The sequence below is a fragment of the Pseudomonas proteolytica genome (assembly GCF_007858275.1).
Classification (GTDB): domain Bacteria; phylum Pseudomonadota; class Gammaproteobacteria; order Pseudomonadales; family Pseudomonadaceae; genus Aquipseudomonas; species Aquipseudomonas proteolytica.
On record NZ_VFEV01000048.1, the window covers coordinates 1 to 16,089 of the forward strand.

At 62.6% G+C, this 16,089-nt stretch carries 15 protein-coding genes and 1 pseudogene; 7 read left to right on the forward strand and 9 right to left on the reverse strand.

What is annotated here, in order from left to right; translation table 11 throughout:
• Positions 1-249: 249 nt before the first annotated feature.
• The 4 genes and pseudogenes from FIV38_RS26185 to FIV38_RS26200 all read right to left on the reverse strand — a co-directional run bounded on the left by FIV38_RS26185 (position 250) and on the right by FIV38_RS26200 (position 3,936).
• A complete protein-coding gene (locus FIV38_RS26185) occupies positions 250-1,554 on the reverse strand; it encodes a leucine-rich repeat-containing protein kinase family protein (protein WP_092239040.1) in 1,305 nt (434 codons plus the stop codon).
• A 35-nt stretch (positions 1,555-1,589) separates the two neighbouring features.
• Positions 1,590-2,702 carry a cell division protein ZapE gene (gene zapE, locus FIV38_RS26190; RefSeq protein WP_092239041.1) on the reverse strand — a complete coding sequence of 371 codons (1,113 nt, stop codon included), beginning with the start codon at positions 2,700-2,702 and terminating at the stop codon, positions 1,590-1,592.
• Between the two features lie 12 nt (positions 2,703-2,714).
• The gene (locus FIV38_RS26195; protein WP_092239043.1) at positions 2,715-3,461 is read right to left on the reverse strand and encodes an anti-sigma factor family protein; all 747 of its coding nucleotides are present in this window, start codon (positions 3,459-3,461) and stop codon (positions 2,715-2,717) included.
• Positions 3,458-3,936 (reverse strand): annotated as a pseudogene (locus FIV38_RS26200) (sigma-70 family RNA polymerase sigma factor). Before FIV38_RS26200 ends, FIV38_RS26195 begins: the two are co-directional and overlap by 4 nt.
• 218 nt (positions 3,937-4,154) lie before the next feature.
• On the opposite strand from FIV38_RS26200, the gene FIV38_RS26205 reads away from it, so the two are divergent.
• From FIV38_RS26205 to FIV38_RS26220, 4 genes are all read left to right on the forward strand, one after another.
• Complete coding sequence (locus FIV38_RS26205; RefSeq protein ID WP_092239393.1) at positions 4,155-5,759, forward strand: amino acid adenylation domain-containing protein; 1,605 nt, start codon at positions 4,155-4,157, stop codon at positions 5,757-5,759.
• Positions 5,756-7,048, forward strand: coding sequence for a ferredoxin reductase domain-containing protein (locus tag FIV38_RS26210; protein ID WP_208602595.1), 1,293 nt, complete (start codon positions 5,756-5,758; stop codon positions 7,046-7,048). The genes FIV38_RS26205 and FIV38_RS26210 overlap by 4 nt, the downstream gene beginning before the upstream one ends.
• Before the next feature lie 163 nt (positions 7,049-7,211).
• Entirely contained in the window at positions 7,212-8,294 is a 1,083-nt protein-coding gene (locus tag FIV38_RS26215) for a catalase family peroxidase (protein WP_092239047.1), read from the forward strand.
• Positions 8,291-8,827, forward strand: coding sequence for a cytochrome b (locus tag FIV38_RS26220; RefSeq protein ID WP_092239049.1), 537 nt, complete (start codon positions 8,291-8,293; stop codon positions 8,825-8,827). Before FIV38_RS26215 ends, FIV38_RS26220 begins: the two co-directional genes overlap by 4 nt.
• Here the strand turns inward: FIV38_RS26220 and FIV38_RS26225 are convergent.
• Positions 8,773-9,990, reverse strand: coding sequence for an MFS transporter (locus FIV38_RS26225; RefSeq protein ID WP_092239051.1), 1,218 nt, complete (start codon positions 9,988-9,990; stop codon positions 8,773-8,775). The two genes, FIV38_RS26220 and FIV38_RS26225, sit on opposite strands and share 55 nt — an antisense overlap.
• 97 nt (positions 9,991-10,087) lie before the next feature.
• On the opposite strand from FIV38_RS26225, the gene FIV38_RS26230 reads away from it, so the two are divergent.
• Entirely contained in the window at positions 10,088-10,543 is a 456-nt protein-coding gene (locus tag FIV38_RS26230; protein WP_029298367.1) for a winged helix-turn-helix transcriptional regulator, read from the forward strand.
• A 23-nt stretch (positions 10,544-10,566) separates the two neighbouring features.
• On the opposite strand, the gene FIV38_RS26235 is transcribed toward FIV38_RS26230, so the two are convergent.
• Positions 10,567-11,718: a M14 family metallopeptidase gene (locus FIV38_RS26235; RefSeq protein ID WP_092239052.1), complete on the reverse strand. Its 1,152-nt coding sequence runs from the start codon at positions 11,716-11,718 to the stop codon at positions 10,567-10,569.
• Between the two features lie 101 nt (positions 11,719-11,819).
• On the opposite strand from FIV38_RS26235, the gene FIV38_RS26240 reads away from it, so the two are divergent.
• The gene (locus FIV38_RS26240; RefSeq protein WP_133714916.1) at positions 11,820-12,032 is read left to right on the forward strand and encodes a hypothetical protein; all 213 of its coding nucleotides are present in this window, start codon (positions 11,820-11,822) and stop codon (positions 12,030-12,032) included.
• Positions 12,033-12,198: 166 nt separating this feature from the next.
• Here FIV38_RS26240 and FIV38_RS26245 read toward each other — a convergent pair whose 3' ends face one another.
• The gene (locus tag FIV38_RS26245; protein WP_029298363.1) at positions 12,199-12,546 is read right to left on the reverse strand and encodes a DUF6124 family protein; all 348 of its coding nucleotides are present in this window, start codon (positions 12,544-12,546) and stop codon (positions 12,199-12,201) included.
• Positions 12,547-12,675: 129 nt separating this feature from the next.
• Between FIV38_RS26245 and FIV38_RS26250 the strand changes: the two genes are divergently transcribed.
• Positions 12,676-13,323, forward strand: coding sequence for a LexA family protein (locus FIV38_RS26250; protein ID WP_092239395.1), 648 nt, complete (start codon positions 12,676-12,678; stop codon positions 13,321-13,323).
• Here FIV38_RS26250 and FIV38_RS26255 read toward each other — a convergent pair.
• Together FIV38_RS26255 and FIV38_RS26260 are read right to left on the reverse strand one after the other, a co-directional pair.
• Positions 13,320-15,272 carry an acetyl/propionyl/methylcrotonyl-CoA carboxylase subunit alpha gene (locus FIV38_RS26255; RefSeq protein WP_092239054.1) on the reverse strand — a complete coding sequence of 651 codons (1,953 nt, stop codon included), beginning with the start codon at positions 15,270-15,272 and terminating at the stop codon, positions 13,320-13,322. The two genes, FIV38_RS26250 and FIV38_RS26255, sit on opposite strands and share 4 nt — an antisense overlap.
• Entirely contained in the window at positions 15,269-16,075 is an 807-nt protein-coding gene (locus FIV38_RS26260; RefSeq protein WP_092239056.1) for a gamma-carboxygeranoyl-CoA hydratase, read from the reverse strand. The genes FIV38_RS26255 and FIV38_RS26260 overlap by 4 nt, the downstream gene beginning before the upstream one ends.
• Positions 16,076-16,089 lie beyond the last annotated feature (14 nt).

Consider the following 16,089-nt stretch of genomic DNA (forward strand, 5'->3'; position numbering starts at 1 on the left):
ATCCAGGCAGATAGCGCAGTTGTGGCGAGCGGGCTTGCCCCGCGCTGGGCTGCGAAGCAGCCCCAATAAGCCGAATGCGTTGTACCAGATACACCGCAGCGGCTGGTTTTGGGGCTGCTTCGCAGCCCAGCGCGGGGCAAGCCCGCTCGCCACAACTGCGCTATCTGCCTGGATCTAGGCGTTGCGGCAAAGTTGTGTAGATACCTATGGCTATCGCGGTCAAGCTAATTCCCACATGTGCATGGCGTTTCAGAAGGAGGACAGCAGTGTCTCGATCTCTTGGAACGCCGGACGCGTGAGCACCTGCGGCTGGCAGCAACTGTCACGCAGCGCCTCCAGCACTTGGCGCTGTTCATCGCTTAAGCCTTCGTCAATGCGCTCCAGCAACTCCCCCAGCAATACCCCGAACGCGCGCACTTCAATGCGCTGCAACGCCCTGGTTTCCAGGGTGTCTGCCGTGGCGTGGAACGATGCCGCGCCAAAGTCCCCGAGCAAGCAATCACCCTCGGCATTGCACAGGATATTGTGGCCATACAGGTCGCCATGGGTAATGCCGTGCCGGTGCAGATGCGCCGCTACGCAGGCGATGCCGCGCGCCATGCGCAATGCCACTTCCAGGCTGAAACGGGTGGCAGGGTCGTAGACGTCCCGGGTGCAGGACGCCAGGCTGGGCAGATCGGCGAGGTTGCGGTAGCTCGGGTCGATCAGCTCCATTACCAGCGCGGCCTGCTCAGTGGGGTGGCCGATCACGCGGCCTTGCACCTTGATCAGGTTGGAATGCAGCCCGGCGGCAATGCAGGCCTGCATTTCGTGCAGCGGCGAACCGTCGCTGGTGATGGTGCCCTTATAGAGCTTGACGGCGACAGATGCACCCGATGTTCCCCTGAGCGCCTTGCGAATCACCCCTGACGCGCCTTCGCCCAATATTTCGCCCAGTTGCAGTTCAGCCCAGGGAATATTCGGCGTCGCCTCATCATTTACCAGGTCCACCGCGCTTTCCACCGGGTTGCCGGCATAGGCCAGCCAGGTCAGGCGCGGCAGCGTCAGCAGCCATTGCGGCAATTGCGTCAAGCGGTTGGAGGCGATGCGCAGTAGCTCGAGGTTGTGGCACTGGGCCAAGCTCGCCGGCAGTTGCTCCAGGCGGTTGCCTGCCAGCATGAGCTTCTGTAGCAGGGGCCGCTCACCGAGTGCGTCCGGCAAGTGGCTGATGCGGTTATCGGTGAGGATCAACCAGCGCAACTGCGACGGCAGCGCGGCGGCGGGCACATGCTCGATCTGGTTGGCCTTGAAACCGACCATGCTCAGTTGCTGGCATTGGCCCAGGCACGCTGGCAGTTCGGTGAAGGCGTTGTCCGAGCAAAACAGCACACGCAGGTGGGGCAGGCGGTGCAAGTCGTCCGGCAGGCTGCTCAGGGCGTTGCCGCTCAGGTTGAGGATTTCCAGGGAGTCGGCCAGGTCGAAGATTTCCCGGGGGAACTGCGTCAGGCCGCAGGACAGGTCCAGGCGCTTGATGCCGGCCAGTTGGCCAGCCTTGAGTTGGGCAAGGGTATCCATGAACAGCTTCGGTCACTCGACAAGGGCAAAGGCGCTCATGATAGCGACTTGAGCGCTGGCGAGCTGATTTGTTGCAGCTGGCCCAGGCGGCTGCGGGTGCGGGCCAGGTCAATCGCCTGGCCTTGCAGGGCCGTATCCAGTGGCTGTTGGCCCAACAGTGTCAGGTGCTTGTCCTGGTCGTACAGCACGTCGATCAGGTTGATAAACCGCTGTTGCACGGCAATCGGGCAGTCGTCCAACCGGGGCAGGCCGTCGATGATCCAGTGGTCGAAGTCCTCGCACAGCAGCAGGTAATCCATCACGGCGGTGGGCTGTTCACACAGGTCCTCGAAGGCCAAGGCCAGGCTGCGTGCCTGTTGCCAGCGCACTCGCAGTTGCCGCGAGCCGACCGTCAGCGCCAGGGGCGGGCCATCGGTCGCGGGCAGCCCCAGTTCACGGCGCTGGGCCGGGGTGCCGGGCCACACGTATTGGCCGTGGGTGAAACGCTGCTGCCGGTGGTTTTGCGCCAAGCCGCGGTAGTCCTGGGGCGCGCTGACTTCCATGACGTCCATGCGCGCGCTGATCAGGTCGATCGCCGGCTTGAAGCGCTGGTGGTACAGCGGGTTGGGCAGCAAGCCTTGTGGCGGGTAGTTGGAGGTGACCAGCACCAGGATGCCGCGTTGGAACAGGGCCTTGAACAGCCGGGTGATCAACATCGCATCGCCGATGTCATGCACATGGAACTCGTCGAAACACAGCACCCGGCAGCCGTCTAGCAGCTGGTCCAAGGTCGCGCCCAGGGCATCGGCCTGCTGGCGGTGGGCAAACATGCCCCGGTGCAGGCGGGCGAAAAAGTCATGGAAATGCACGCGCTGTTTGCCGGGCAGCGCCAAGGCCTGGAAAAAACCGTCGAGTAACCAACTTTTGCCGCGGCCGACGGCGCCATGCAGGTACAGGCTGCGGGCCGGGCGGTTGGCTAACAATTGTGCGGTTTGCCGGGCCATGGCATCGATCACCCGCAACTGGCTGGGGCTGAGGGTGTAAGCCTGCTGCCGGGCCTTGTCCGCGAAGAAACGGTGAATGGCTGGCGCGCTATCGGTGGCGGTCTTTTTGCCCAGCAACCGTTTGAGCAAGGTCAGGCGACGGGGGCGGTTATCGTGAAAGGGCATGGCGTTGGCGTCCTAGAACCGTGTGGTTTGCTTGAGCAAGCGCGTGGTCGGTTCGTCCTCTGGGCTGACCATCGCGTAGTTGTAGCCGGGGCTGGACCAGTATTGGGCCTGGAGCCCGTCGGCACTGCGGCTGCCCCGTGGCAGCAAGGTGTTCTGCGGGCCCGGTGGGCGAATATAGAAACTGATGCGCCGGCCTTGTGGGTTCTCGTAGAGCACCATCGCCGCTGCGCCCTGGTCCGTGGTGAGCAGGCGCCCGCTGACGGGGTTGAAGCCGGCCCGGCTCAGGTCTGGCAGGCGATGGGCCTGGGCGAAGTAGCGGTCGAGCCAGGCTTGCATATCGCCGTTGTCGTGGACCTGATAGTCGGCGGGCATGATCTGGTCCTGGGCGAACAGGCGATAGGCCTGCAGGGCATCGGTCATCGGCAGTGCCGTGGTGACAAGCGTGGCCTGCCGCGCTTGCCAGCCCCCCAGGCCACCGAGCCCGACCGCGAGCAACAGCACGGCCGCACTGGCGAATCGACGGCGCGCGTGGCGCTTGAGGCGCTGGCGAATCAGCGCCGGGTCCAGATCGGCGTTGGCCGCAGGCTGGGCGCCAAGGGCCGCGCGCAGGTGCTGGGCATCCTGCTGCCAGGCGTGGACCTGGTCCGCGACCTCGGGGTGCGCGGCGAGCCAGATGTCCAGTTGGCGTCGATCAGGCTCCGTAAGCTGGTGATCGACGTAAGCGTGCAGGTCGCGCTCGCTGGGGGGCAGGCTGATCATTTGAGTCTCCGCAGGGAAGGGCTGGTGATGTCACCGTCGCTGAGTTGGCGCAAGGCCTGGCGCGCGCGGGACAGGCGCGACATCACGGTGCCGATGGGCACCTCAAGAATGTGGGCGACTTCCTTGTAGCTCAAGCCTTCCACCGAAACCCACAGCAGCAGGGCGCGTTGCTCGCTCGTCAATTGGTCAAAGGCTTGCAGGGTCGTCTGGGCGATTACTGTGCGTTCGGCGGACGGCTGCGCGTCATCGCGGCCGGTAAAGAACTCCAGCATTCGCGCGTAGCGCCGGGAGCGGCGGTGTGCATCGAGGAATTGCCGGTAGAGGATCGAGAACAGCCAGGCCCGCAAGTCACCGTCTACGCGTTTGTCGCGCCAATGGACGATGGCCCGCTCAAGGCTGGCCTGCACCAGGTCGTCAGCGCTGCTGGCGTTGCGTTGGGGAGTAGCTCACGCAACTGTTCGTCGAGTTCATGCATGGATGGCCTGCGGCGCGTGTGTGGCAATGGGCTGTGCTCAGGGAGACGCTAGCCAGCAATGGATATTCCATTTGTAGGAAAAATAAATCCAGTGAATGGCCTCGTTCCCTATCGTTTGTAGCCTCTCGCAAGTCTGTAATGTCGTGTCAGTTCCTCAATCAAGCGCCCTGACTGCCCGGTCACTGTGGGGCAGGAGCCAGATGAGGAGTAAGCCTATGATGTCGGCAACAGCAACGAGTAGTGGGTTTGTCAGTACCAGGGCGCTAGGCCATTTGCCGGCCCAGCAACGCGATACCCTCCAGGCCTGGGGATGCGGTGCGGTCAGCCCACTGCCGTACACCTCTATACACCAGGCCTTTGAGGCGCACGCGGCGGCAGCGCCCGAGGCGATAGCCGCCCGCTGGCTGGACCAGAGCATCAGCTATCGGCAGTTGAATCGCCAAGCCAATCGGCTGGCGGCGTACCTCATCGAGCAGGGGGTTGTGCCGGGCGACAGTGTGGCACTGTTTGTCGAACGCTCGATCCCCATGCTGGTGGGGATGCTCGCGGTGCTGAAAGTCGGCGCTGCGTATGTGCCCCAGGACGCCCGAATTACCCCACCGGCCCAGTTGGCGATGATCCTTGAGTCGTTGTCGAGCCAGGTGGTGCTGACATTGTCGGGGTTCAAGGATCGCCTGCCGCTGGCAGCGGATCAGCCGTGCGTGTGCCTAGATGAGTTTCTCGCGCAGGCGCCGTGGCCGGCAGAGGACGCAGACCAGAACGTCGTTGTGCCCCGCCCCGGCGACTTGTGTTTTGTATTGTTTACCTCTGGTACCACGGGTCGGCCCAACGGGGTGCAGGTGACCCATCGCAATGTGTGCAACGTGCTGCTGACGGCGCCGGGAAACCTGGGCATGAAGCCGGGCATGATCGTCGGGCAGATTCTCAACATTGCATTCGACATGGCCGCCTGGGAAATTCTCGGCTGCCTGGCCCACGGCGCAACATTGCATATCCGCACCCAGGATATCGGGCAGACGGCGCGCCTTTGCCAGGTGCTGATCGCAACGCCGTCAATCCTCGGCACCCTGGACCCCCAACAGTGCCCCGACCTTGAGACGGTAGCCGTGGCGGGTGAGCCGTGCCCACAGGCACTGGCGGACCGATGGGCGGCCCATTGTGTGTTCTACAACGGCTGCGGGCCTACCGAAACCACCATCGTCAACACCCTGCACCGGCACACGCCGGGGGCACCCTTGACCATCGGTACGCCTACGCCCAACAACACCGTGTATGTGCTGGATGAACACGGGCGGGCCTGCGCGCCAGGGGCGGTCGGTGAGATGTGGGCCGGGGGCGACGGGGTGACGGCGGGTTATCTGAACAACCCGCTATTGACCGCGCAACGTTATTGCCCAGATCCGTTCCTGGGGGCGGGCCGGATGATGTTTCGCACACGGGACCTGGGACGCTGGACCGACAGCGGGGCCCTGGAACATCTGGGGCGAGTGGACGATCAGGTCAAGGTGCGTGGTTTTCGCGTGGAGCTGGATGCGGTTTCAAGCACTTTGGAGGCGTGTGGGGCGTGTAGCCGGGCGGTGACGCTGAAGTTCGACAGTCAGCACCTTGTGGCGTTTGTGACGCCGGCCAGTGCGAATGTTCCGGCTGCCAGGCAGTACTGCGCGCAGCGGTTGGCCTACTACTGCGTTCCCGCGTTGATCTTTGCTGTGGAGAATCTGCCGCTGACGGCGCGCGGCAAGATCGACAAGACCTTACTGCTGCAATGGGCGCGCGACAGCGCCGAGGGGCAGCAACTCGCCCTGCAAGCAGGTGGCCGCCCATGATTGACAGGTTGATGGAAACACCATTGCCTGCACGGCCTGGTGGGTGGCGACGTTGGTCTGGTGCGCCGCTGTTTTCTCATTACAACCGGCTGGTAGCGCTGGTGCTGGTGGCCAACGGTTGGTTTGCGCTGGCCAGCCTGCAGCTGCCTTTTGTGGATGTGCAGGTGGTGTCGCAACTGGTGATGTTCAACCTGGCCCTGGCGATTCTGGTGCGCCAGCAGTACGTGATCAACGGGTTGTTCTGGCTGGCGACGCGGATCCCCGTGACGTGGCCGCTGTGCATCCGTCGCCATGCGGCCAAGGTCTATCACCTGGGGGGGCTGCACAGCGGTGGCGCGGTGGCGGCGACGTTGTGGTTCGCGTTGCTGGTCGGCAGCCAGGGATGGCGTTACCTGCAACAGCCCCACAGCGTTTCGGCGGCGTGGTTGCTGGTCAGTGGGGCGTTGTTGGGGATGTTGGTGCTGATGGTGGTGATGGCGCAGCCGTGGATTCGCGGTCGCTTCCATAACGGCTTTGAGCGCGTGCATCGGTTTGCAGGGTGGGCAGCCTTGTTGCTGTTCTGGGCGCAGACGCTGATGGCGGTACCCCAGGGCAGGCTGCTGCATGCCATGGAGTTCTGGGTGTTGCTCCTGCTGAGCCTGAGTATTGCCCTGCCTTGGTTGCGCCTGCGCAGGGTGGCGGTCAGTCATCACCGACCGTCCGACCATGCAATAGTGACCCGCCTGTGCCACACCACGCCGTTTGCCGGCTCGTCCACTGCAATCAGTCTCCAGCCGCTGCTGGAGTGGCATTCGTTTGCCAATATCCCAGCTCCGGGCCAGCCGGGTTTTCGCCTGATTATTTCCCGGGCCGGGGATTGGACGGGGCGCTATATCGACCGCTTGCCATCGCATGTGTGGGTCAAGGGGATTACTACCGCGGGCGTGGCCAACGTCGAGACCTTGTTCAAATCGGTGGTGTACATCGCCACAGGGAGTGGCATCGGCCCGGTGATGCCGCATTTGCTGGCGGCGCAGGTACCGATCCAACTGGTGTGGTCCACCCGCAGCCCCGCCAAGACCTTTGGCGCGCAATTAGTCGCGGAAATTGTGCGGGCACAACCCGACGCGGTGATCTGGGACACCGATGTGCGGGGCAAGCCGGATCTGGTGCAGTTGGCCTACGCTGCCGTGCAAGCCGCAGGGGCCGAAGCAGTGATCTGCATCGCCAACCAGGCCTTGACCCGGCGGGTGGTTGAAGAGATGAAAGCCCGGGGCATACCGGCCTACGGCGCGATCTGGGATTCCTGAGCAACGGTTTGGCACGCCGCCCCGCCAGCAGGGGTGGGATGAGTCCGAGAAATAGGACTACTTGGCACTTGTTCTGAAAATACCTACAGCTTCAGGGGAATAAGCCTGCGTCAGCAGCGTCTTATTGCACCTTCCCCTGTGGCCGTGGGCCTCGGAGCATTTCATGGTAGATCACTCATCACCGTCACGTCGGCCGTTGGGGCGTGCAAGCCTGCTGCTGCGCCTGGCCGCTATCGGTGTGGTTGTCGGCGCAGTGGCGGGAGCCTTTGCCTACGTCAATGGCACACTCGACCCACAACGTTTGCGGCCCAAGACTCTGGTCAATGCGCTGGAAACCAACAACGGCGTTCACCCCGGCTACCGACGCAACCATTCCAAGGGCGTGTGTGTCGCGGGCTATTTTGAGAGCGGTCCTGCGGCGCGTGCGTATTCCAGTGCGCAGGTGTTCCACGAGGCACGCACTCCGGTGATCGGGCGTTTTGCCTTGCCCAGCGGCAACCCGTATGCCCCCGACAGCAGCGTGCCGATCCGTAGCCTGGCCTTGCAGTTCAGTCAGGCCAACGGCCAGCAGTGGCGCACTGGGATGAACAGCATGCCGGTGTTCCCGGTGGGCACGCCCGAGGCGTTCTACCAGATGCTCAAGGCGGGCGCTCCGGACCCGGCGACCGGCAAGCCGAACCCGGCCAGTATGCCGGCATTTTTTGCCAGCCATCCCGAGGCTGCGCCGTTTCTGGCATGGGTCAAGACCGCCAAGCCTTCGGCCAGTTATGCCACCGAGTCCTACAACGGCATCAATGGGTTTTACCTGATCAACGCCAATGGCCAGCGCCAGGCCGTGCGCTGGGGAGTGGTGCCAATCAGCCAGGACACAAAGGAGGCGGCGGCGCCTGCGGGGGCCGATTTCTTGCAACAGGACCTGGAACAACGCTTGCTCGCCGGCCCCGTGCGCTGGCAATTGCTGATCACCCTGGCCAACCCCGCTGACCCCGTGGATGACGCCAGCAAAGTGTGGGCTGGCGAGCATACGGTGCTCAATGCCGGCACGCTGGTGCTCGACAGCAGCCAGCCGCAACTGAGCGGCGATTGTCGTGATATCAATTTTGATCCGCTGATCCTGCCGAGTGGCATTGAAGCGTCCAACGATCCGCTGCTGGCGGCGCGTTCTGCCGCCTATGCCAGTTCGTATCTGCGGCGTACCGGTGAAGTCAGCCAACTGCACAACGCGGTTCAGGAGTCGAAGCCATGAATGCCCCATCCCGGTTTTTTACCCCGCTGGCGCGCTTGCTGCACTGGCTGATGGCATTGATGGTCATCGCCATGCTGTTTATCGGTGCCGGCATGGTGGCGTCGGTTTCTCAACGGCATGAGTGGCTGCTGCACCTGCACAAGCCTTTGGGTATTGCGATTCTGGCGTTGGTGATCGTGCGCCTGGTGGTGCGTTTTTCGACGCGCCAGCCGCCGTTGCCTTCTGATTTGCCGCTGTGGCAGGTGCTGGCGGCCAAGGCGTCTCATCTGCTGCTGTATGGCTTGATGCTGGTGTTGCCGTTGCTGGGTTGGGCGATGATTTCGGCGGCGGGCGACCCGGTGATGCTCTCCAGCACCGTGCAGTTGCCGGCGTGGGTGCCGGCCAATGCCCAGGTGTTTGCGGTGTTGCGCAAGGCTCACGGGTACCTCGCCTATTTACTGTTTCTGACGGTGCTGCTGCATTTGGCGGCGGCGTTGTTTCATGGCTGGGTGCGTCGTGATGGCGTGTTGCAAAGCATGCTGGGCAAGGACTGAGCACCGAGGGTAAACCGCCAGTAAACCAGGGCCAACAGGTTGATGGCAGCGCCCAGGGCGCACACGCCGAGCCAACCGGCCCAGGCGTACATCATCGTGGCCATGACCGAGCCCAGGGCGCTGCCTGCCGAGTAGAACAGCATGTAGGCGGCCACCAGCCTGCTCTGGGCATCGGGGCGCACGCTGTAGATCAGGCTTTGGCTGGTGACATGCACGGCTTGCAGGCCGAGGTCGAAGGTAATCACGCCGAGCAATAACGCCCATAACGAGGACTGGGTGAAGGCGATGGCCAGCCACGACAGCAGCATCAACATCAAGGCTGCACCGCTGGTCCACTGGGCGCGGCCTCGGTCGGCCAGGCGCCCGGCATGGGCCGCACCCAGTGCGCCGGCGGCACCGGCAAGGCCGAATAGGCCGATCTGGGTGTGGGACAACGACAATGGCGGGGTGCTCAGCGGCAACACCAAAGGCGTCCAGAGCACGGTGCCAGCGGCAAACGTCAGCAACGCCAGCACTGCACGATCCCGCAGGACTTTTTCCTCGCGCAACAGGCTGAACACCGAGCGTAGCAATTGTCCGTAGGAACCCTGCGTACGAGGCTGTTCGGTGGCGGGCAACACACGCCACAGCAACAGTGCCATCAGCAGCGTCAGGCCGGCCGACAACAGGTACACCGAACGCCAGCCGGCCAGGTCCGCCATGATCCCGGATACCGTGCGCGCCAGCAGCAGGCCGACCACGATGCCACTGGTCACCAGGCCGACCACGTGCCCCCGTTGCTCGGGCTGTGCCAGGTGGGCGGCGTACGCCACTAACACCTGGGCCACCACGGCGAGCAGGCCCGTCAGCAGCAGGTCCGCCAGGAACCACGGGCCGCTGCTGGACAGCGCGACCAGCAGAACCGCACAGGTCGAGAGCAACAACTGGCTGACAATCAAGTGGCGGCGATTGAGCAGGTCTCCCAGCGGCACCAGCAATAACAGGCCGATGCCATAACCGACCTGGGTCAGGCTGATGACGATGCCGACGGTGGCCGGGTCCATGGCGAACGTGCTGGCCATGGCATCGAGCAGGGGTTGGGCGTAATACACATTCGCCACCGATAACCCGCAGGCAATGGCGAACAGCAGCACGACCGCGCCGCTCAAGGGGGATTTTGGCATGTTGGATGCTCGTTATGGTTTTGAAATGAAACCAGTTGTACGGTAGGTATTCCGGTTTTATATTGCAACTACATTTTTTGTCAGGCAGGCATCATCCATGGTCAAACTCACCCGCTTTGAAACAGCCGAATGCCCGGTCGCGCGCTCACTGGAGGCCATTGGCGATGGGTGGGCGCTGTTGATCATTCGTGATGCCTTCGATGGCATCCGCCGTTTTGGCGAGTTCCAGCGCAGCCTGGGGATGGCCAAGAACATTCTCTCGGCGCGCCTGCGCAACCTGGTGGCCCATGGGATTTTCGAGATCGTCCCAGCCTCCGATGGCAGTGCTTATCAGGAGTATGTGTTGACCGAAAAGGGCAGGGGGTTGTTTGCCGTGATCATTGGGTTACGGCAGTGGGGCGAGGGCTTTTTTTACGCTGAGGGCGAGGCGCATTCGTTGATGCTGGACCGAGAGCACGGGCAGGCCCTGCAGCCCTTGCAAGTGCGTGCGGCGGATGGCCGGGTGCTCGGGCCGCAGGAATGTCTGCGGGTGGCGGCGCAATCCGGGGGCTGAATGACCCCCCGGGTTGGCCAGGGTCAGCGCAGTACGTCGACGATATCCGCCACGCTGCTCAGCACGTCCTTGCCCAGTTGCAGCGAGCGTTTGCCGGACCAACCGGTATGCGGGTCGGGTGCATCGTCGTTGTCCTTGAACGGCATTTCCAGGGTCAGGGACAGGCAATCGAACCGCTCGCCCACACTGTTGCACGCCAGGGTCATGTTGGCCTGGCCTGGCAAGTCGCGGGTGTAGCCATGGGTGGTCTGGAAGTCGCGGGTCAGTTCGCTCAAGTGGCTGCGAAAGTGTTTTTCCAGGGCCTCGATACGTGGCGTATAGCCGGGGTTGCCTTCACAACCTGCGGTGAACACGTAGGGGATTTCCTCGTCGCCGTGGATATCCAGGAACAGGTCGACGCCGTATTTCTCCATTTGCTGTTGGACGAACAACACTTCCGGGCTCTGCTCCTGGCTTGCGCTTTGCCAGGCCCGATTGAGGTCCTGGCCCATGGCGTTGGTGCGCAGATGGCCGTGGAACGCGCCATCCGGGTTCATGTTCGGCACCAGGTAGAGGTCGGCGGCGGCCAGCAGTTTTTTCAGCTCATCATCACCGTCCTGTTGCAGGCGTTCGATGATGCCTTCCATAAACCATTCAGCCATGTGCTCGCCGGGGTGCTGCTGGGCGATGATCCACACTTTGCGTTGCCCCGCACCGCCCTTGCCACGGCGCAGCAGGGGGATATCGCGGCCCTCGATGCTTTTGCCAGTTGCCAGCAATTGGGTGCCTGCGCGGTTCAGCGCTCGGTCGATCAACCAGGCGTGACGCTCGCGGCTGTAGGGTTCGAAGTAGGCGAGCCAGGCGTGTTTTTGCTCGGTCTTGAATTCGATGTGCAAGGTTTCGCCATCAAAGCGTGTTGGCACGCGGAACCAGTTGATATGGTCGTAGGATGCCACTGCGTTGTAGCCGCTCCAGGCATGTTTGTAGGAGGACTGGCCGGCGTTGCTCAGGCGAAAGGTATGGGTATGACCGATGTGCATACCTTCGGCCTTGAAGTGGAACCATTGGAAGTGCTGGCTGCGGGTATCGGGTTTGATCGCCAGCAGCGGTTGATGGGCATCGCGGGTGTCGAGTACCTGGATATTGCCGCTGTCGAAATCGCTGCTGATTTTAAGGGAGGTCAAGGCCACGGTCATAGTCTGGTTGCCTGAATATGAGAGATGTGACAGGCAGTTTACACAGGGGCGGGGTAAAGTTTGGGACGCAAATTGTTGCGAAAAAGGAGGGGGCGTCGTCCGTGACGCAGCAGCAGCTTAGAGTCTATGAGATTGATTCTCAAGTGCTAATTTGGAAAGAACCGGACCAGAGCGCTTTCTCGGCTTTCTTTCGGCGATGGTCTTTTGCTACCATGCGCGCCATCAAGCAACACACAGTCTTCATTAGCCTGAAGCCACGCCAGAATAACTGGCAAAAAAAAGACCCGGCCAAAGAGCCGGGTCAAAAACCGTGATTAGCCTGATGAGGAGATATTCCAAGAGTCCGACCTAAGGTCTCTTGGTCTATCGACTGATCTCGCGACCAGTTGCTTGCAATAATAATCATTATCATTTGCAAGTCAAATGTTTTTATCTACCAGATAGAAATATTTTTCCTTCTGTTCCTGCACGCCTACCTGGTTACGAGGTTTTCCCGCCTGCCAGTTGCAGTGGACGCTCCAGCATGGCCTTGGCCATATCAATTAGATACACCACCGAAAACGCCAGGTCCCGGGTGCCTCCCAGCTTGTTGTTCGCCAGCTCATACGCGATGGCGGCGGCGCTGCGCAGCAAGTCCGACGCGTGGATCAGGGCTTCTTCACTGCTGACGGTGGGGTTGGCCTCGAACCAGGCCATATCGTCCGATGCAGGGTCTGTATCCTCTTTCAAGTAGTAATCCAGTGCGCGTCGAGCTGCGTCGCTGCCCTGCAAGAACTTTATTTCGTCGGTATCAGGTGTACCGTCCAAGTGATCCGGGGTTGTGGTCATGGGGTGGGTGCTCTGGGTGGGAAGGTGAACAGGTACGACTGATAATAATACGATCTGTATTTATGTCATTTGATTGATTACTACAAACTGTTTATTGTCGCCGCGAATACACCCGGTATTGTCTGCCCCATGGATAAATGGATAGCGTTGGTCAAAGCCAACATGAAGGCCCGCAAGGTCACGCAGAATCAACTGGCTGCACGCATGGGCATGTCCCAGGGCGGCATTGGCCATTGGCTGGGCAAGCGCCGTGTACCGAGCCTCGCCGACATGAACCGGGTGCTCGAAGAACTAGGCCTGGGGTATCTCGAAGCGGCGCTGGTGATTCGCGAGAAAGGCCACGCCCCGGCAGACGATAAAGTCGCGCCGGTCGTTCAATACAACCCGTACTTTCGCTACCCGGTAAAAGACTGGAAACAGCCCTGCCAGGTCCACGAACAGCGTCTGGCCTACGGATCCGGGCGTTTTCAGGCAAGCGACTACGACGCCGACGGCGAGGCGTTCTGGCTCCAGGTGAGCGGCGATGCAATGACCGCGCCCAGCGGGCCGAGCATCGCCGATGGGATGATGATCCTAGTGGATCCGGCCCTCGACGCCGAGCCTGGCAAACTGGTGGTGGCCCAATGGGCAGGCAGCAGTCAGGCGACGTTTCGCAAGCTGCTGGAAGAAAGCGGCCAGCGTTACCTGGTGCCACTCAACCCGACCTACCCAAAGGCGTTGCTCACCGATGACTGCCGGATCATCGGCGTGGTGGTACAAGCCACGGTGAAGTTCTAGGGCTGGGCCTCCAGCTCCACCAAGGCGCTGCCTTCGCCGACCATTTCGCCTTCCTGGCAATACAGCGCCTTGACCACACCTGCATGGGGCGCGCGGATGCTGTGCTCCATCTTCATCGCCTCGAGCACCACCAATTGCGTACCGGCCTCAACCGTCTGGCCGACCTCCACCAGCACCCGCACGATACTGCCGTTCATTGGCGCAGTCAGGCCGCCCTGATGCGCCTGCCCGGCATCGACCGCGGCGATCGGATCAAACAGCGTCACACTGCGCATCTCACCTTGCCAGCGCAGGAACAGCGTCTGCCCCTGGCGCACCGCCAGGTGCGAGCGGCGAAGCCCTGCGTCTTCGATCAGCAGGTGTTCGTCCCGCAGTTGCGGCGCAGTGGTGGTTTGCAGCGTCACCAGGCGGTCCTGGCCGTCGCAGCTCAGGTGCAGTGATGTCTCGGCAGGCAGGCCTGCACGAAACCCCTGTGTCGCAGCCCACGGCGAGGCGGGATCGTCGTCCCGCAGTCGAGGCAGTTGGCTTTGTATGAAGGCGTGGCCAGCCGCCTGCCAGAACTCATCGCTCAACGCGCTTGCAACAGGCAGCAGTTGTTCCTGATAGCGCGGGATAAACCCGGTATCCAACTGCGCTGCGGCGAACGCCGGGTGGCCGATGATGCGCCGTAAAAAACCCAGGTTGGTCTTCAAGCCGCCGACCGCAAACTCGTCCAGCATGCTCAAAAGGCGCAGGCGCGCCTGTTCGCGGTCCTCGCCCCAAGCGATCAGCTTGCCGAGCATCGGGTCGTAGAAGGGCGACACGTCGTCACCTTGCTCCACGCCGCTGTCTACCCGGCGCCCCGGGCCTGGCGCCGATTCGCGGTACAGCGCCAGATGCCCGGTGGCCGGTAAAAAGTCATGGGTCGGGTCTTCGGCATACAGTCGCACTTCGATGGCGTGGCCGCGCAACGGCACCTGCTCCTGGGTCATTGGCAGCGGCTCGCCTTGAGCCACGCGAATCTGCCAGGCCACCAGGTCCAGGCCGGTGATGGCCTCGGTCACCGGGTGTTCCACCTGCAAGCGGGTGTTCATCTCCATGAAGAAGAACTCACCGCGCGCATCCAGCAGGAACTCCACAGTGCCGGCGCCCACATAGCCAATCGCCTGGGCCGCACGTACCGCCGCTTCCCCCATGGCCTGGCGCAGGGCAGGGCTGAGGCCGGGGGCGGGTGCTTCCTCGACGACCTTTTGGTGGCGACGCTGGATCGAGCAGTCGCGCTCATTGAGGTACAGGCAATTGCCATGCTGGTCGGCAAACACCTGGATCTCCACGTGGCGTGGCTTGAGCAGGTACTTCTCCACCAGCATCTGCCCATTGCCAAACGACGACAGCGCTTCACGCTGGGCCGAGGCCAGGGCTTCGCCCAGTTGGCTTTCGTCCTCGACCACTTTCATGCCCTTGCCGCCGCCGCCAGCGGTGGCCTTGAGCAGCACCGGGTAGCCAATGCGCTCGGCGGCCTGGCGGAAGGTTTCCAGGTCCTGCCCGGCACCGTGGTAACCCGGCACCAGCGGCACACCGGCGGTTTCCATCAGCGCCTTGGCGGCGGACTTGCTGCCCATGGCATCAATGGCCGAAGCCGGCGGGCCGAGAAAAATCAGCCCCGCCTCTTCAATTGCCCGCGCAAAGCCTGGGTTTTCGGAAAGAAAGCCATAGCCAGGATGAATCGCCTGGGCGCCGCTGGCCTTGGCGGCGGCAATCAATTTGTCGATCTGCAGGTAGCTGTCGGCGGCCTTGCTGCCGCCCAGGTCCACGCGGATATCAGCTTCGCGGCTGTGGCGCGCATTGCGGTCCGTGGCGCTATGCACGGCAACGGTGGTCATGCCCATCGCCTTGGCCGTGCGCATGACGCGGCAGGCGATTTCGCCACGGTTGGCCACCAGCACGCAGGTAATCAACGGTGAACTCATGAACGAGGCTCCTGGGACTGCCAGCTGGGTGCACGCTTTTGCAAAAACGCGCGCAAGCCTTCCTGGCCCTCGGTGCTGACGCGGATGCGTGAGATGGCGTTTTCGCAGTAACGGCGCAACGCCGGGGTGAGCGCGCCGTTGCCGACTTCACGCAGCAAGTCCTTGCTGGCGCGCATGGCGGCCGGGCTGTTGAGTAGCAGGTTGGCAGTCCACTGTTCGACCTGCTGATTCAGCTCATCGAAGGGATAGCTTTGCGCCAATAGCCCGATCGCCTGTGCCTGCTGGCCGTCGAAGCGTTCTGCGGTGAGGGCATAACGCCGGGCCGCGCGCTCGCCAATCGCCTGCACCACAAACGGGCTGATGACCGCCGGTGCGAGGCCGATGCGTACTTCCGACAGGCAGAACTGCGCATCATCGGCACCAATGGCCATGTCGCAGCAACTGATCAGGCCCAGGGCGCCGCCATACGCCGCGCCCTGGACCACGGCCAGGGTCGGGATTTTCAGCTTGGCCAGGTTGTACATCAACTCCGCCAGCTCGCGGGCGTCGTCAAGGTTGGTGTGGTAATCCAGTTCGGCCGACTGTTGCATCCAGGCCAGGTCCGCGCCGGCGCTGAAGTGCTTGCCGCGCCCGCGTATCAGCAAAAAGCGCAGGGTTGCGTCGGCTTGCACCTGATCCAGGGCAATGATCAGCTCGCGGATCATTTCGGCGTTGAACGCGTTGTTCTTCTCTTGCCGGCTCAACCACAGCGTGGCAAAGCCACGGGGGTCGTTCACCAGTTCAACGGTGTTGAAATCGCTCATGGGTGCAGCTCCAA

Coding starts and splice junctions, on each gene's coding strand:
- FIV38_RS26245 (WP_029298363.1), bottom strand. CDS start 12,546: ATGACCACAACCCCGGATCACTTGGACGGTACACCTGATACCGACGAA.
- FIV38_RS26195 (WP_092239043.1), bottom strand. CDS start 3,461: ATGATCAGCCTGCCCCCCAGCGAGCGCGACCTGCACGCTTACGTCGAT.
- FIV38_RS26210 (WP_208602595.1), top strand. CDS start 5,756: ATGATTGACAGGTTGATGGAAACACCATTGCCTGCACGGCCTGGTGGG.
- zapE (WP_092239041.1), bottom strand. CDS start 2,702: ATGCCCTTTCACGATAACCGCCCCCGTCGCCTGACCTTGCTCAAACGG.
- FIV38_RS26220 (WP_092239049.1), top strand. CDS start 8,291: ATGAATGCCCCATCCCGGTTTTTTACCCCGCTGGCGCGCTTGCTGCAC.
- FIV38_RS26225 (WP_092239051.1), bottom strand. CDS start 9,990: ATGCCAAAATCCCCCTTGAGCGGCGCGGTCGTGCTGCTGTTCGCCATT.
- FIV38_RS26230 (WP_029298367.1), top strand. CDS start 10,088: ATGGTCAAACTCACCCGCTTTGAAACAGCCGAATGCCCGGTCGCGCGC.
- FIV38_RS26260 (WP_092239056.1), bottom strand. CDS start 16,075: ATGAGCGATTTCAACACCGTTGAACTGGTGAACGACCCCCGTGGCTTT.
- FIV38_RS26255 (WP_092239054.1), bottom strand. CDS start 15,272: ATGAGTTCACCGTTGATTACCTGCGTGCTGGTGGCCAACCGTGGCGAA.
- FIV38_RS26215 (WP_092239047.1), top strand. CDS start 7,212: ATGGTAGATCACTCATCACCGTCACGTCGGCCGTTGGGGCGTGCAAGC.
- FIV38_RS26205 (WP_092239393.1), top strand. CDS start 4,155: ATGTCGGCAACAGCAACGAGTAGTGGGTTTGTCAGTACCAGGGCGCTA.
- FIV38_RS26235 (WP_092239052.1), bottom strand. CDS start 11,718: ATGACCGTGGCCTTGACCTCCCTTAAAATCAGCAGCGATTTCGACAGC.
- FIV38_RS26250 (WP_092239395.1), top strand. CDS start 12,676: ATGGATAAATGGATAGCGTTGGTCAAAGCCAACATGAAGGCCCGCAAG.
- FIV38_RS26185 (WP_092239040.1), bottom strand. CDS start 1,554: ATGGATACCCTTGCCCAACTCAAGGCTGGCCAACTGGCCGGCATCAAG.